The organism is Streptomyces sp. BV286 (assembly GCF_019090165.1).
Classification (GTDB): Bacteria; Actinomycetota; Actinomycetes; order Streptomycetales; family Streptomycetaceae; genus Streptomyces.
Genome location: NZ_JAHRIB010000136.1, coordinates 1 through 15,659, shown reverse-complemented (window position 1 = coordinate 15,659; position 15,659 = coordinate 1). Strand labels below are relative to the sequence as shown.

Annotated in this window: 10 protein-coding genes and 2 pseudogenes; 8 read left to right on the top strand and 4 right to left on the bottom strand. The window is 67.9% G+C overall.

Annotation, left to right across the window (positions count from 1 at the left end; translation table 11 throughout):
* A partial coding sequence (locus KUF83_RS19470; protein ID WP_254644087.1) for a transposase occupies positions 1 to 931 on the top strand: 931 nt, incomplete at its 5' end.
* A gap of 66 nt (positions 932 to 997) precedes the next feature.
* On the opposite strand, the pseudogene KUF83_RS19465 reads toward KUF83_RS19470, so the two are convergent.
* Positions 998 to 1,805 (bottom strand): annotated as a pseudogene (locus KUF83_RS19465) (IS5 family transposase).
* A gap of 82 nt (positions 1,806 to 1,887) precedes the next feature.
* The gene (locus KUF83_RS19460; protein WP_217456008.1) at positions 1,888 to 2,466 is read right to left on the bottom strand and encodes a hypothetical protein; all 579 of its coding nucleotides are present in this window, start codon (positions 2,464 to 2,466) and stop codon (positions 1,888 to 1,890) included.
* Between the two features lie 224 nt (positions 2,467 to 2,690).
* Between KUF83_RS19460 and KUF83_RS19455 the strand changes: the two genes are divergently transcribed.
* Positions 2,691 to 3,875, top strand: coding sequence for an IS701 family transposase (locus KUF83_RS19455; protein ID WP_217456007.1), 1,185 nt, complete (start codon positions 2,691 to 2,693; stop codon positions 3,873 to 3,875).
* A 458-nt stretch (positions 3,876 to 4,333) separates the two neighbouring features.
* On the opposite strand, the gene KUF83_RS19450 is transcribed toward KUF83_RS19455, so the two are convergent.
* Entirely contained in the window at positions 4,334 to 4,594 is a 261-nt protein-coding gene (locus tag KUF83_RS19450) for a DUF5988 family protein (protein WP_217456006.1), read from the bottom strand.
* A 186-nt stretch (positions 4,595 to 4,780) separates the two neighbouring features.
* Between KUF83_RS19450 and KUF83_RS19445 the strand changes: the two genes are divergently transcribed.
* Both KUF83_RS19445 and KUF83_RS19440 read left to right on the top strand, forming a co-directional pair.
* Positions 4,781 to 6,358, top strand: coding sequence for a methylmalonyl-CoA mutase family protein (locus KUF83_RS19445; RefSeq protein ID WP_308403060.1), 1,578 nt, complete (start codon positions 4,781 to 4,783; stop codon positions 6,356 to 6,358).
* 65 nt (positions 6,359 to 6,423) lie between these two features.
* Positions 6,424 to 6,815, top strand: a pseudogene (locus KUF83_RS19440) (cobalamin B12-binding domain-containing protein).
* 430 nt (positions 6,816 to 7,245) lie between these two features.
* Here KUF83_RS19440 and KUF83_RS19435 read toward each other — a convergent pair.
* Positions 7,246 to 10,041: a helix-turn-helix transcriptional regulator gene (locus KUF83_RS19435; protein ID WP_217456005.1), complete on the bottom strand. Its 2,796-nt coding sequence runs from the start codon at positions 10,039 to 10,041 to the stop codon at positions 7,246 to 7,248.
* A 316-nt stretch (positions 10,042 to 10,357) separates the two neighbouring features.
* Here KUF83_RS19435 and KUF83_RS19430 point away from each other — a divergent pair, with 316 nt between their 5' ends.
* From KUF83_RS19430 to KUF83_RS19415, 4 genes are all read left to right on the top strand, one after another.
* Positions 10,358 to 11,425, top strand: a complete 1,068-nt coding sequence (locus KUF83_RS19430; protein ID WP_217456004.1) for a glucose-1-phosphate thymidylyltransferase — start codon at positions 10,358 to 10,360, stop codon at positions 11,423 to 11,425.
* Positions 11,422 to 12,390, top strand: coding sequence for a dTDP-glucose 4,6-dehydratase (gene rfbB, locus KUF83_RS19425; RefSeq protein WP_217456003.1), 969 nt, complete (start codon positions 11,422 to 11,424; stop codon positions 12,388 to 12,390). Before KUF83_RS19430 ends, rfbB begins: the two co-directional genes overlap by 4 nt.
* A 60-nt stretch (positions 12,391 to 12,450) precedes the next feature.
* Positions 12,451 to 13,710 carry an activator-dependent family glycosyltransferase gene (locus KUF83_RS19420; RefSeq protein ID WP_217456002.1) on the top strand — a complete coding sequence of 420 codons (1,260 nt, stop codon included), beginning with the start codon at positions 12,451 to 12,453 and terminating at the stop codon, positions 13,708 to 13,710.
* A gap of 300 nt (positions 13,711 to 14,010) precedes the next feature.
* On the top strand, positions 14,011 to 15,659 hold a 1,649-nt coding region (locus KUF83_RS19415), incomplete at its 3' end, for a beta-ketoacyl synthase N-terminal-like domain-containing protein (RefSeq protein WP_308403059.1).

Here is a 15,659-nt window from a genome sequence, read left to right as displayed (position 1 = left end):
GGGGAACAAGATTCGTGCAGTGATCATCAGCAACCGTCGCATCACGGGCCTGACGGGCGATGTGATCGCTGAACTCGTAGCCGAGATAGGTCCGTTGTGGCATGAGCGTCACCAGGCCAAGCTGGCCTCCCGGCTGCGGAGGCGGGCCGTGGGCGGCGGGCCGAAACACCGCCTGGTGTTCGTCGACCGCTTGCTGGCCACCCTCGTCCATCTTCGGCACGGCGCCACCCACGACGTACTGGCCTGCTGGTTCGGCGTTGACCGCTCGACCATCACACGAGCTGTCAACGAGGTGCGGCCTCTGCTCGCCGAGCGAGGCTGCACCGTCAGCCCCGACGTGCGGCTGCGAACCCTGGCCGAGGTCGTCGACCACCTCGGCTCGAGCGGGACGACCGGCATCATCGACGGCACCGAGATCCGCGTCCGGCGACCCGCCGCAGGGCGCAAGGACCGGGACAAGTTCATCTCTGGCAAGAACAAGCAGAACGCCGTCAAATCCATGGTGGTCACGGACGGCGTTGGCCGCGTGCTGTGGTGCAGCCCCGCTCGTCCCGCGAGCTGCGCGGACATCACCCACGCCCGCCAGTTGGGGCTGGTCACGCTCCTGGCCGACGCGCCCGCGCTCGAGATCCTCGCCGACGCCGGCTACCAGGGCCTGGGCGCGCAGACCGGCGGCCGGGTGGTGACGCCCCCGCACCGTAAGTTCAAGAAGAACGCCCCGGACTGGTACGAGGAGATGTACGAGCGCCAGCGCAAGGCACACTCCTCGCGCCGTATCCGGGTCGAGCACGGCATCGCCCACCTGAAGAACTGGCGGGCCCTGGCCCGCCACCTCGGCCGCCGCGAGCACATGAGCGACAACGTCCAGGCCATCGCCGGCCTGCTGTCCCACCAGCAGACCGCGGACCTGCACTCGACACGGCAGACGTGAGCACGGGCCCCACCGAGGCTCTCGACGTCACACCGCTTGTCGTGCACGAGCTCGTTACTGACCGTTTCAGAATGAGGTTCGGAGTCGTCTCAAGCAGATGATGCTGCAGGCGAGTTGAAGCAGGCCGAGGTGCAGGTCGGCGCGTACCTCGTAGCGGATGCGCAGGCGCTTGAACTGGTGGAGCCAGGCGAAGGTCCGCTCGACCACCCAACGGGTCTTGCCCAGCCCCGAGCCGTGGACGACGCCGCGACAGGCTATGAGCGGCTTGATCCCACGCTTCCGCAGCAGGCGGCGGTACTTGTCGAAGTCGTAGCCTCGGTCCGCAAACAGCCTGCGTGGCCGCGTGCGTGGGCGTCCGCGCAGGCCCCGGATCGGTGGGATTGCGTCCAGGAGCGGCAGGAGCTGTATGACGTCATGGCGGTTGCCGCCGGTCAGCGTGACGGCGAGCGGAGTGCCGTGCCGATCGACGATCAGGTGGTGCTTGCTGCCCGGTCGGCCCCGGTCGACCGGCGAAGGTCCGGTGTGAGCCCCCCTTTGAGTGCCCTGACGTGCGAGCCGTCGATCGCCGAGTCGTCCATCTCCGCAGACCCGCCGCTCGCAGTTCAGCAAGAAGGACCTCGTGCAAGCGGAGCCAGACGCCAGCCTCAGTCCAGTCCCGGAGCCGGCGCCAGGCGGTCACTCCTGAACCGCCAACGACTTGGATTGGCACATCGCGCCAGGCCACGCCTTTGCGCAGCACATAGACGATGCCGGCCAGTGCTATGCGGTCCGATACCGGCATTCGTCCGGGGTGGCGATGGCGTCGGGCAGGCCGGGCTGGGAGAAGCGGAGCTATGCGCTCCCAGAGATCGTCGGGAACAAGGTCGGCACACACGTAGGAGAGTCTGCCCGACGCGTTGTCAGATACTGGCCGAGCTACCAGTGTCGATGCGACTGTCGGCAGCGGTCGGTCGGGTTCAGCGCCAGCCTCCGTGGCGAGGTTCCACATACTCGCCGAACGGTGGATCGAACTCTTGCCCGTCGTCGTCGGTCACGATGTAGTCCGGTTCGGTCTTCGAGGCGGCTGCGTGCAACCGGATGACCAGGTCAGCGACAGGCACGATACGCAGTGACAGGGCTGCGGCCACCTGGGCAGCTTCGTTGTTGATGTCGGGGTTGTGCTTGTCACGGGACCGTTCTAGGCGTTGGGCGGAGATCTGCATGATCTCCAGATCGCCACCGCCCGAAAACGTCAGGCAGTCACGCCACTCCAGCCCGATGATGATCTCCAGTGCCTCCGCGAGGTCATCGGCAAGCAGGCCGCCTTCCCCTTCGGAACTCGCGAACACCACCGGTCGGCGTCCGTTCTGCTCAGCACACAGGAAGTACGCCCCACCGGCGGATTCCCCGGCGATCACCTCCAGCGGCGCACCGGAGGCAAGTCTGAAGCCCTCGCCGTAGTGCTTCCGATGGATGTCGAAGCCAAACGACCGCAGCAGCAGATCGATCTCCGGGGTGGTCTGGATCAGGTCGAGCAGATGATCGCTTGAGGTCATGGCATGGACGATAGTGAGTGCCGCTGGCGTGTCAGCAGCAGGGCGAACAGCGAGCGCCCGTGTTCGGCCGTGGCGTTACACCCCGAGGGATGGCGCACTCCACATCCGCTATGGAGGTCAGGCCACGCCTGCACCCAAGTGATCGCAACTCATTCTGAAACCACCAGTTAGTACTGCAACGGTGCTTGCCGTGACTGCTGGCCAGCTCGTTCGTTGGCGTGGTCATGGGTGGGGACCTTGCCGAAGTCGGATTGTGGGCCAGAGAGTTGCACGTACTGCATGACAGGTTCGTGCACCGCTTCAACCGGGAGGAGCCGAGCCAGTCGGCGTTGGCTTATATGCGGGGGCTGGTTGCGCCGCTGGAGCGCAAGAACAGCTGGACGCTGGCGGAAGAGGCCGGACATGGCGGGCCGGACCGCATCCACCGGCTGCTGAACCGCATCGAGTGGGACGCCGACGAGGTCCTGGACGACGTACGAGACTACGTCGTCGAACACCTCGGAGACCGGGACGCCGTCCTGATCGTCGATGACACCGGGTTTCTGAAGAAGGGCATCCGTTCGGCCGGAGTGCAACGTCAGTACTCCGGAACCGCCGGCCTCACCGAGAACAGTCAGATCGGTGTGTTCCTCCCTTATGCCACCGGCCACGGCCGCACGCTGATCGACCGCCACCTGTATCTGCCCACCTCATGGACGGACGACCGGGAGCGCTGCCGGCGTGCAGGCATCGACGACACAGTCCGCTTCGAGACGAAGGTGGCCATGGCGAAGGCGATGGTCCGCCGGGCCATCGCCGACAAGGTCCCATTCGGCTGGGTGACGGCTGACGCCGCCTATGGCTACAGCAAGGGCTGGCGGTTCGAGCTGGAGCAGGCGGATGTCTTCCACGTCATGGCCACAACGAGGCACGACACCGTCGTCACCCGCTGGGCACTCGACCACCCCGTCCACGACCTGTTCCCCGGCCTGCCGCGGCAGAAATGGAAGCGCCGTTCCTGCGGCGCGGGAGCTCATGGCCGGCGGATCTTCGACTGGGCCCGCGTCGAAGTCCGGCCCTGGCACCGCGAGGACCGCCGGCACTGGGTTCCCGCCCGCCGCAGCGTCAGCAGGCCCGAGGAGATCTCCTACTACATCGCCTACTGCCCCGTCGGCACCACGCTGGACGAGCTGATCCGCATCGCGGGCAGCCGATGGGCGGTCGAGGAATGCTTCCAGACCGCCAAGCAGGAATGCGGCCTCGACGACTACCAGGTCCGCCGCTACCCCGGCTGGCACCGCCACATGACCCTGGCCATGGTCGCCCACGCCTGCCTGACCGTCCTGCGGGCCCGACAACTGGACACGGACAAAGCAGAAACGGATCCTCCCAGCTCATCCACCTCAGCCTCGCCGAGATCAGACGCCTGATCCACCGCCTCACCGACCGACGGCCGACACCGGTCGAGCACATTCTGCACTGGTCAACGTGGCGCCGACGACGCCAATATCAGGCCCGCCTGAGTCACTACAAACGACGCGGACACAGCCCCTGAAAACTGCCCAGCACTCAAAACAAGCACCGTTGCAGTACTAGGCCTTCGCCTCACTCCGGGCATCCGCAGGAGCCCATGCCTACTACCGGCGTCGATGCGAGCATGCCGACTGGCAAGCTGCCGCCCAGCGCGCACCCTCTTCAGCCGAATGGTCGGCCAGCTCTACCACTGCCTCCAACGCCGCGAACTCTTCGACGAGCAATCTGCGTTCCCGGCACCGTCGCAGCCAGAGCCAGCCTGAACAGCGAAAACCCCGGACCCACAGCACCGTGTCCACCCGGGAGATGGCGGAACGCGGTGCCGCGAGTCCGGGACGCGTTCCCGGAGGCCCGCCTACTCGGCGATCTTGGTGCGACCGACCCACCGGAAGGTCATGGGCTCGGAATCCTCACCGCTGCTGGTCCTCGGCGGAGCCGGGCGGACGGTCTCATAGTGCTCGTATCCATTGCCGTAACGGATCTTGATCTTCTCCTCGGAGAAGATCACCTCGTCCAGTTCGGTGAGCTCGACCGTCCCGGACAACCCGTTGGGACCGCCTTCCAGCTGTACGGAGCTCATCGCGATGGCGGAGGAATCGTGGGCGACTCTACGCATGGGCCTCCTCTCGTCTCGCAACGATTCTTCGTCGAGCCGGCGTCCTGTGACACCCCTGAAGTGCCCCTATGGATACGTTCGTCGGGCCGATGGCGCCCACCGCGCTTGAGGGGGGTCTAGGGGTACGCGGGGGAGAATCCGGTACCTATCGTCGGGGCCAGGTGGCAGACGTTAAGGAGGTCAGTCGTGCGCGAGTCGGAGTCCGGGCTGCCCATCGAGCCCGTCTACGGGCCAGATGTTTTGGAGGGCTGGGACCCGGCGGAGCAACTGGGTGAGCCGGGCGGTTATCCCTTCACTCGGGGCGTGTATCCGTCGATGTATACGGGCCGTCCGTGGACGATGCGGCAGTACGCGGGGTTCGGTACGGCGGCGGAGTCCAATGCCCGATACAAGCACCTGATCGCGAACGGCACCATGGGGTTGTCGGTGGCCTTCGACCTGCCCACTCAGATGGGGTACGACTCCGACGCCCCCCTCGCGCACGGCGAGGTGGGCAAGGTAGGGGTGGCGATTGATTCGGTCGAGGACATGCGGTTGCTGTTCGGCGGGATTCCGCTGGACAAGGTGTCGACGTCGATGACGATCAACGCGCCCGCAGCACTGTTGCTGTTGATGTATCAGCTGGTCGGTGAGGAACAGGGAGTTGCGGCGGAGAAGCTGACCGGCACGGTGCAGAACGATGTGCTGAAGGAGTACATCGCGCGGGGCACGTACATTTTCCCGCCGGAGCCCTCCCTCCGTCTGGTCGCCGACATCTTCCAGTACTGCCGGGTGGAGATGCCGCGGTGGAACACGATCTCGATCTCCGGGTATCACATGGCGGAGGCGGGTGCCTCGCCCGCGCAGGAGATTGCTTTCACCCTGGCGGACGGTATCGAGTATGTGCGGGCGGCGGTGGCGGCGGGTATGGACGTGGACGATTTCGCACCCCGTCTGTCGTTCTTCTTCGTGGCGCGTACGACGCTCCTGGAGGAAGTGGCCAAGTTCCGTGCGGCCCGGCGGATCTGGGCGCGGGTCATGCGGGAGGAGCTCGGGGCACGGAACCCGAAGTCGTGGACGCTGCGGTTCCATACGCAGACGGCCGGGGTGCAGCTGACGGCGCAGCAGCCGGAGGTGAACCTGGTGCGGGTGGCGGTGCAGGGCCTTGCGGCCGTTTTCGGAGGCACGCAGTCGTTGCACACGAACTCCTTCGACGAGGCGATTGCGCTGCCCACCGACAAGAGCGCACGCCTGGCCCTGCGGACGCAGCAGGTACTGGCCCATGAAACGGACGTGACGGCCACCGTCGATCCGTTCGCGGGTTCGTATGCGGTCGAGAGGATGACCGACGAGGTGGAGGCGGCCACCCTCGCGCTGATGGAGCGGGTGGAGGAACTGGGCGGTGCGGTGAGGGCGATCGAGCACGGTTTCCAGAAGGGGGAGATCGAGCGCAACGCCTACCGGATCGCGCAGGAGACCGATTCCGGCGAGCGGGTGGTGGTGGGGGTCAACCGGTTCCAGCTGGAGTCGGAGGAGCCGTACGAGCCGTTGCGGGTGGATCCGGCGATCGAGGCTCAGCAGGCCGACCGGCTGGTCAAACTCCGCGCCGAGCGTGACCAGTCGGCGGTGGACACCGCCCTCACCGCCCTCAAGAAGGCCGCAGCCGGGGACGACAACCTGCTCTACCCGATGAAGGACGCGCTCAGGGAGCGGGCCACTGTCGGAGAGGTGTGCAACGCGCTTCGCGAGGTGTGGGGCACTTACATTCCCGCGGACGCGTCGTAGGGCCCGGCCATCGGACACCAGCGGCGGGAAAGGAGACCCGCCCTGCGGACGAATCCCTCCGCGTCGTGGTGACGAAGCCGGGAGCCGACGGCCACGACCGCGGCGCCATGGTCATCGCACGCGCCCTGCGCGATGCCGGGGTCGAGACCATCTACACCGGACTTCACCAGACACCGGCACAGATCGTGACCACGGCCCTTCAGGAGGACGCCGACGGCATCGGACTCTCCGTGCTGTCAGGCGCCACATGACCCTGTTCACAGAGGTCGTCGACCTGTTCCGGGAGGCGAAGGGGCCGGACATCGCCGTCTTCGGCGGCGGCATCATTCCTGACGCCGACATCAAGCCTCTGCTGGATCGAGGAGTCGCCGCCGTGTTCACACGGGGCACCTCTACGCAGGAGATCGTGGAGTGGGTGACCACGAGGGTGCGACCGGAGCACGACGCGCACACCTGATGTGCCCCCGCCAAGTCCGACCATCGCCCACCTGCACGGGCTGCCGACAGCCCGTGCAGTCGGCCCGATTCTGGTGGCCGAGGCGAGCCGGATCGCCGAGCGCGGCACCCCACGACGAGCAGCCGGCGGACGACCGGAACCCGCGCCTGCACCGGACACAGGGATCGGACCCCGACACACTCCTGACGGGCAATCACGCGCCGACCGGCACGATTGCGCCGCCCGGCACCTGACCGGGCAGGCCTGGAACGCGGAGCGGTTCGGGCACAGGGCGCCGGGGACGGCGTGAAGCCGGGCGGCGGGCCAGAGCGCACGGCTCGTCCGGACCGGCCGCGGACCGCCTGCCTGAAGGGCGCGCATGTCTCGTGGTACGTGAGACACCCGTGCCGGCCTTCCGGCGGCGCTCGCCCGCGAGGCCGAGGAGATAGGGTCAACGGGTCCGGGCGGCCGCGCCGGGAAGCTGCTGGAGCGACAGGCCTGCCGGGAGGTCCGAGCGGCCGCTGACGTTGAGCTTGCGGTACACCCGGGTCAGGTGCTGCTCGACGGTGCTGACCGTGATGTACAGCTGCCGCCCGATTTCCCGGTTGGTGTGCCCCAGCGCTGCCAACGTTGCCACACGCCGTTCGGCGTCACTGAGAGCCGGGGCCGCCGAGGAACCGCCGGCGGACTCGGTGGGCTCACCGTGCGCCGACCCGGACTGTGCAGGCCGCAGATACTCCTCCGCGTGGCTCGCCTTCGCCTCCTGCGTCGCCCGGCGAGCCATGATCCGGGCGCGCCGGAACTCTCCCAAGGTGTGGTGAGCTTGGCTGAGGTCGGCGAGGGCGTGGGCGAGTTCCAGCCGGTCGCCCGAGTTCTGCAGGGCGTCCACCGCTCGGCGCAGCAGCGCGGGGCGCTGTTTGAGCGGGCTCGCCGAGGCGAGCACCCGCAGCGCGCCGCCACGGGCCCGGGGGCTCTTCCCGCCGGGCAGTTCCTCCTGGTCGAGGAGCAGCTGCCGGGCCGTCTGCTCCCAGCCCATGACAAGATTGGCCCGGGCCAGCTCGGTGCGCCACGGCACCAGGGAGGGGTGGTCCAGATTCCGCTCGCGCAGCATGGCACCGCACTGCTGGAGGTCGCTGACGGCGGCCAGAACACGGTCCGCGGTCAGCCCGAACTGCCCACGGGCCAGGAGGTATCGCGGGCCGAACACCGTGTCGTACATCTCCGGCGGCACGTCGATCTGGGCGGTCGCCGCACCCGCGACCAGGTCGCCCATCGCGGAGTGGGCGGCGAGCTGCACCGACAGCGGCAGTCCCACGACGACACCCCAGCCCTCGGCTGGAACCAGTGTCAGGGCGTGCCCGGCTCGCGCGGCGGCGGCCGAGACGTCACCCTGCCGCAGCGAGATGTCCGCCCGTAACGCGGTGAACAGCGCCTCCCATGTGCGGGCGTTGGTACGCTGCGTCTCCTGGATCAGGGCGTCGCACCAGCCCGCGGCGCGGTCAAGGCGCCCCGCCACAGTGAGGGTCGCCACCGAGGAGGCGATCACTTCCAGGGTCTCGTCCCCGACCTGGCAGCTGCGCAGCAGCCGTTCGCTCTCGTCCACCACGCGCTCGGCCTCGGACCGCATCGACGCCGACAGCACGGCCGCCGCGCGCGACCAGAGACTGCCCCCGGCGGTGCGCAGCTCGTGCAGGGGCTGCACCTCACGATCCGTCCCGGTGCTGCCCGCCCTGGGATGGCGCAGCCCGTACAGCCACTGGTGGGTGAGCTGCAGTTGGGCGAGCGCCGGGGCGTCCGCGGGGTGAGAGAGCTGGGCCGACACCTCTTCGAAGGCGTTCTGCGCCTGAGGGCCGCCGGTCCACAGCATGTGTTGTACGACGGACACCGCCTCCTTGCCCTTCAGCCGGCCGTCGCGGACAGCCTGGTAGAGAGGGGGCAGATGCCGGGAGGATGCCGCGGGGTTCACACGCCACTCGATGTGGTTGAGCGCCTTGTGCACGGCCGTGCGCGACTCCTCGTCCGGGCACCCCTTGAGGGCGAGTGCCAGACACTGCATGGCCAGATCCTGGCGGTCCGAGGACAGTGCCTGGCGAGCTGCCTCCAGCAAGGTGTCTATGGCCCAGCCGACGCCGACGGACTGCGCCTCGACGAGATGGACCGCGACCTGCCAGGCCAAGGCGCCGTCCTCTCTCAGCAGTTCGGCGGCCCGCAGGTGCAGCGACGAGCGGGTGCAGGCGTCGAGACTGGCCAGGACGGCCGGGGCGGCCGCGGGGTGCCGGAAGCTCTGCTCGACGATCCCCGCCGAGTCGAGGGCCACGAGCACCTGCGACACAGTGGTGGGGGTCAGACCGGAGAGCCTGCTGAGCCGGTCCTCGGAAGCCGAGTCGCCGAGCACGGCCAGGGCGTGGGCGACGCTGCGCAGCGGAGCCTCGCACCGGTGCAGGCACTCGACGACGGCCTGGGCGAACGCCGTGTTCTCCGGTGCCTCGGGCCGCCCGCCCTCCGCCAAGGGCCCTGCCGCGCTGTCCTCCAGCAGGGCCCGGACGAGCATCGGGTTGCCACCGCTGAACTGGTGCAGGCTGCCGGCGAACTGATCCGCCTCGGCGGGCGGAAGATACCGGCCCGCGAGGTCGGCCACGCCCTGCTTGCTGAGCATCCGGAGCCGGAGGCGCTGGTGGGGGTAACGGGTGAACTCGAAGTGCCAGGGGGAGTGGCCGTGACCCTGCTGCTGACGGGTCGTCAGGACAAGCAGGATGCGGGCCGACCGTATTCGGCGCTGGAGATAAAGGAGAACCTGCCAGGAAGCGCTGTCCATGTAGTGGGTGTCGTCGACGGTCAGTACGATCGGCCGCTCCTCGGAGAGTTCCTGGAGCAGCGTGCAGATCCGGTTGACGCGATGAGCTTCCGGCTGCCGCAGCGTGCGCGACTCCAGTTCGCTCTCACCCGGGAGTAAGGCCTCCACCGTGACGAGCTGGGTGGCGCGCGCCGCCATCGCCGGCGGCAATGAACCGCTGTGGAACAGCTGGTCCATCACACCCAGTTGAAGCGCACGTTCCGCTTTCGAGCCGGTGGCCGCGAGATGCAGAGCGCCCGAGTCCGCGGCCTGATGTGACAGCGCATCCAGCAGTGCCGTCTTCCCCGACGTGATCGCCCCGCTGATCAGGACCGCTCTGCCGTGTCCCGCCGCAGCATCACTCAACAGTCTGCGCAGGGTGTGCAGTTCCTCGTCGCGCTCCACGAACAACATGGTCGCAACCCTCTCCCCCGGTAGATGTCACGTACGTACGTATGAATATATCGCATCGGCGTTCGCAGGCGAGGATTTTGCTTTACCTCTGTTTTAGACGGGCCGGACTGACTCGGCGTGCTCTTGATCTTCCTTCGAGGCGGCCGGCCGAACGACGATAGGGGCCCGCAGACGGGAGTTAGGGGTTATCCCGGACGGGGCTTCACGTAAAGATTTCGTCGCCGGACCGCGGAATACCGAGGCGGTGACGTGACCCTCGACGGGCCCGTCCCCGCCCCTGCGGTGACTCTCCACCGGCTCGGACCTAGGGGGTTGGGTGAAAGCGCTCGTTCTGTCCGGCGGATCCGGTACACGGCTCCGCCCGATCACGCACACGTCAGCAAAGCAGTTGGTGCCCGTCGCCAACAAGCCCATCCTGTTCTACGTTCTGGAGTCGATCGCCGCGACCGGCATCACTGACGTCGGCATCGTCGTCGGCCACACCGCCCAGGAGATCCAGGAGGCGGTCGGCGACGGCTCGTCCTTCGGGCTCGACGTCACCTACATCGGCCAGGCCCAGCCGCTCGGCCTCGCCCACGCGGTACGCATCTCGCAGGACTACCTGGGCGACGACGACTTCGTCATGTACCTCGGCGACAACTTCATCATCGACGGCATCCAGGACCTCGTCGACCGCTTCCGCGACGAACGACCCGACGCGCAGATCCTGTTGACCCGGGTCCCCGACCCGCGGGCGTTCGGCGTCGCGGTCCTCGACGAACAGGGACGCGTCATCGGCCTGGAGGAGAAGCCTGAACACCCGCGCAGCGACCTGGCACTGGCCGGCGTCTACTTCTTCACCCCTCTCATCCACGAAGCGGTCCAGGCCGTCAAGCCCTCCTGGCGAGGCGAACTGGAGATCACCGACTCCATCCAGTACCTCATCGACAGCGGAGCCGACGTCCGCTCCCAGATCATCAGCGGCTACTGGAAGGACACCGGGAACGTCACCGACATCCTGGAGGTGAACCGCATCATCCTGGAGAGCACCGAGTCATCGGTCCAGGGCGAGGTCGACGACGCCTCACAGATCATCGGACGCGTCGTGGTGGAACGAGGAGCCCGGGTCAAGGGATCACGCATCGTCGGCCCCGTACGCATCGGAGCCGGCTCCGAGATCCATGACTCCTACATCGGCCCCTTCACCTCCGTGGCCGAGAACTGCCGCGTCTTCGACAGCGAACTGGAGTTCTCGATCATGATGCGGGACTCGTCCGTCACGGGCATCCGCCGGATCGAGGCGTCACTCATCGGCCGCCACGTGCACGGCAGTTCCCTGCCGCGCGTCCCCAACGCCCACCGGCTGGTCCTCGGCGACCACAGCACCTTTCAGATCAGCTCATGACCACCACACTGCTCGTCACCGGTGCCGCGGGCTTCATCGGCTCCACCTACGTCCGCCGGCTGCTCGCCGACCAGCGCGACCTGCACATCACCGTCCTGGACCGTCTCACCTACGCCGGCAACCGGGCCAACCTCGACCTCACCCACCCCTCCCTCGACTTCGTCGAGGGAGACATCTGCGACACGGCGCTGGTGGACCGTCTCGTCGCGGACGCCGACCAGATCGTGCACTTCGCCGCCGAGAGCCACGTCGACCGGTCCATCACCGGCTCGGCGGACTTCGTCCGCACCAACGTCCTGGGCACCCACACCCTGCTCGACGCCGCACTGCGCCACGGCGCCGACCGCTTCGTCCACGTGTCGACGGACGAGGTGTACGGATCCATCGACGAAGGATCCTGGCCCGAGTCCGACCCGCTGCGCCCCAACTCCCCCTACTCGGCGTCCAAAGCCTCCAGCGACCTGCTCGCTCTGGCCTGCCACCGCACCCACGGACTCGACGTCCGGATCACCCGCTGCTCCAACAACTATGGCCCCTACCAGCATCCCGAGAAGGTCATCCCTCTCTTCGTCACCACCCTCCTGGACGGCGGCGCCGTACCCCTCTACGGAGACGGCCGAAACGTACGCGACTGGCTGCACGTCGAGGACCACTGCGCGGCCATCGAATGCGTCCGAAACCGGGGCAGCGCCGGCGAGGTCTACAACATCGGCGGCGGAACCGAACTGACCAACCGCGAACTCACCGCGCTGCTCCTGGAAGCCTGCGGCACCGACTGGAACAGCGTCGAGTACGTCACCGACCGCAAGGGCCACGACCTGCGCTACTCCGTCGACTGGTCCAAGATCGCCACCCTCGGATACGCCCCCTCCCACGACTTCCGCAAGGGACTCGCGGAAACCGTCGACTGGTACCGCGACAACCGCTCGTGGTGGGAACCGGCGAAGCACCGTACCCCTGCCTGACCGCCCCTACCGCGGCCCCGCCCCTCTCCACCTCGCACCCCTCTTCGGTGAAGGAATCCCATGCGCGTCCTCATGACGGTGTTCGCCAACAGCTCCCACCTCTTCAACATGGTCCCCCTGGCCTGGGCCCTCACCACGGCCGGGCACGAGGTCCGCATCGCCAGCCAGCCCGACAACGCCCAGGCCATCAGCGACTGCGGCCTCACCGCGGTACCGGTGGGCAACGACCTCAACATCATGGAACTGGCTCGCTCCACCCCCCGCGAGGAGATGGCCAACGGCGGCGCCCTCACCCTCAACGAGACCCGTACCGAGAAGCTCACCTGGGACTACGTTCACGACACCTTCGCTCAACACGCCCAGCTCTACGACTACATGGCCGACCGGGCCATGACCGACGAGCTCGTCGAGCACGCCCGCCAGTGGCAGCCCGACCTCGTCATCTGGGACGCTCTCACCTTCGCGGGCCCGATCGCCGCCGAAACCGTCGGCGTCCCGCACGTCCGGATGCTCTTCGGCCTCGACCACTGGGGCCGGATGCGTGAGATCTTCCACCGACTGGCCGCGGAACTCCCTCCGGAGAGCCGGCACGACCCCCTCGCCGACTGGCTCGGGGCCAAGGGAGCCCCCTACGGCGTCGCCTTCGACGAAACCCTCACCACAGGACGCGCCACCCTCGCCGTGACGCCGCCCTGGATGAGCTTCCCGACCGAACTGCCCACGATCTCCATGCGGCACATCCCCTTCAACGGCCCCGCCGTCGTCCCTGACTGGCTGCGCAAGCCGGCCGACCGGCCGCGCATCTGCCTCACCCTGGGACTGACGCTGCGCGAGATCGCCGACGAGAGCGTCTCCCTGGCCGACTTCGTCCGCGCCGTCGCCGACATCGACGCGGAGGTCGTCGCCACGCTCAGTCAGGAGCAGCTCGCCGAGATAGGCGAACTCCCCGACAACGTCCGTCCCGTGGACTTCGTCCCGCTGCACGCACTCCTGCCCACCTGCTCGGCCCTCGTCCACCACGGCGGCGGAGGCACCCGCACCAACGCGATCATGCACGGCGTGCCCCAGCTGATCGTCCCCAACTGGCTCTGGGACGAGCGCGATATCGCACAGCGCTTCGCCGAGCGCGGCGCGGCACTCGTCACCGAAGTCCCCGACCTGACCCCCGAGCGGCTCCGCGAACAACTGCACCGGCTTCTTTCGGACCCCTCGTTCCAGGCCGCCGCCGACGAGATCCACAAGGAGTACGCCGCCCTGCCCAGCCCCAACGCGACGGTCACCGAACTGGAGCGGCTCGCCGAGAACGACCGCACGTTCTAGACCTCGCCCACCGGCCCCGCGCGGTCCGAGCGGTACCCAGGGCTGGCGTCTAAGGGGGGCTAGGGGTAGGCGGCCCCTACCCCTGCCCCCGTAGCGTGTGGAGCGTTCGGACTGTCCCTCGATATGCAATGGCATATTCACGGTCCCAAAGCGAATCCGTACATGTCGCCGAGCTACACCGCCGATATCTGCGGGTTCAGTCTGTCGTGCCCCCTCGGCTTATTCAGGCCGGGCTCAGGAAGTGTCCGACAGGTGTTTATCAACCGACCCCTGGCCGCCCCTGCTTTACGAGGTGATGGTGTGGAGAACGAAAAGAAGCTTCTCGATTACCTCAAGCGGACGACCACGGACCTAAGGGAAGTGCGCCGCCGCCTGCGCGAATTGGAGGAGCGGGACCAGGAGCCCATTGCCATCGTCGGTATCGGCTGCCGCTTCCCCCGCGGGATCCGTACACCGGAGCAGCTGTGGACCCTCGTCGCGGACGGCGAGGAGGCACTGACCCCCTTCCCTGAGGACCGCGGCTGGGACATCGACAGCCTCTACCACCCCGACCCCGAGCACCTCGGCACGACCTACACCAAGGTCGGTGCCTTCCTGCACGACGCGGCGGACTTCGACCCCGGCTTCTTCGGGATCTCGCCGCGCGAGGCCCTCGCCATGGACCCGCAGCAGCGGCTGCTGCTGGAGACGTCGTGGGAGGCGATCGAGCGGGCGGGCATCGACCCCGCCACCCTGCGCGGCAGCCGGACCGGCGTCTTCACTGGCCTCATGTACTTCGACTACGGCTCACGGGTGCAGTCCGCCCCCGACGACATCGAGGGCTATCTCGGCAACGGCAGTGCGGGCAGTATCGCCTCGGGCCGTGTCTCCTACACGTTCGGTTTCGAGGGCCCGGCCGTCACGGTCGACACGGCCTGCTCCTCTTCCCTGGTGGCCGTCCATCTCGCCGCGCAGTCCCTCCGTAAGGGAGAGTCCACCCTCGCGCTGGCCGGCGGGGCGTCGGTCATGTCGACCCCGGACGTCTTCGTCGACTTCAGCCGCCAGCGCGGCTTGTCCGCCGACGGCCGCTGCAAGGCCTACGCGGCCGGCGCGGACGGCACCGGCTGGGGCGAAGGCGCGGGCGTACTGCTCCTCGAGCGCCTGTCCGATGCGCGGCGCAACGGCCACCACGTGCTGGGGATCGTGCGGGGTTCCGCCGTCAACCAGGACGGTGCGAGCAGCGGTCTGACGGCTCCGAATGGTCCGTCGCAGCAGCGGGTGATCCGTCAGGCGCTGGCCAGTGCGGGTTTGACGGCGGCTGAGGTGGATGCGGTCGAGGGGCATGGAACGGGTACGAGGCTGGGTGATCCGATCGAGGCGCAGGCGCTGCTTGCGACGTATGGCCAGGAGCGGGATGGGGACCGGCCGTTGTGGCTGGGTTCGGTCAAGTCGAATGTGGGTCATACGCAGGCGGCTGCGGGTGTGGCTGGTGTGATCAAGATGGTGATGGCGATGCGGGCGGGTGTGCTGCCCAAGACGTTGCATGTTGATGAGCCGTCGCCGCATGTGGACTGGTCTGCGGGTGCGGTGGAGTTGCTGAGTGAGGCGCGGGGGTGGCCGGAGGTGGGTCGTCCGCGTCGGGCGGGTGTGTCGTCGTTCGGGATCAGTGGGACGAATGCGCATGTGATCGTCGAGCAGGCGCCGGCCGAGGAGACCGTTCCGGAGTCTCGTGTCGAGCCTGTTGTCGGGTCGGGTGTGGGTGAGTTGCCGGTGCCGTGGGTGGTGTCGGGTAAGTCGGCGGTGGCTCTGGCCGGTCAGGCGGAGCGGCTGGCGGGGGCTGTCTCGGGTTCGGATGAGTCTGTGGCTGGGGTGGGTTGGTCGTTGGTGAGTGGTCGTTCGGTGTTCCGGCATCGGGCGGTTGTGGTGGGCCAGGACGTGGATGGGTTGTTGGCTGGGGTGCGTGGGCTGGC

Bases quoted from the DNA above. Each gene is read 5' to 3' on its own strand.
- KUF83_RS19460 (WP_217456008.1), bottom strand. From the start codon at position 2,466: ATGACCTCAAGCGATCATCTGCTCGACCTGATCCAGACCACCCCGGAG.
- KUF83_RS19455 (WP_217456007.1), top strand. From the start codon at position 2,691: ATGGGTGGGGACCTTGCCGAAGTCGGATTGTGGGCCAGAGAGTTGCAC.
- KUF83_RS19450 (WP_217456006.1), bottom strand. From the start codon at position 4,594: ATGCGTAGAGTCGCCCACGATTCCTCCGCCATCGCGATGAGCTCCGTA.
- KUF83_RS19435 (WP_217456005.1), bottom strand. From the start codon at position 10,041: ATGTTGTTCGTGGAGCGCGACGAGGAACTGCACACCCTGCGCAGACTG.
- rfbB (WP_217456003.1), top strand. From the start codon at position 11,422: ATGACCACCACACTGCTCGTCACCGGTGCCGCGGGCTTCATCGGCTCC.
- KUF83_RS19420 (WP_217456002.1), top strand. From the start codon at position 12,451: ATGCGCGTCCTCATGACGGTGTTCGCCAACAGCTCCCACCTCTTCAAC.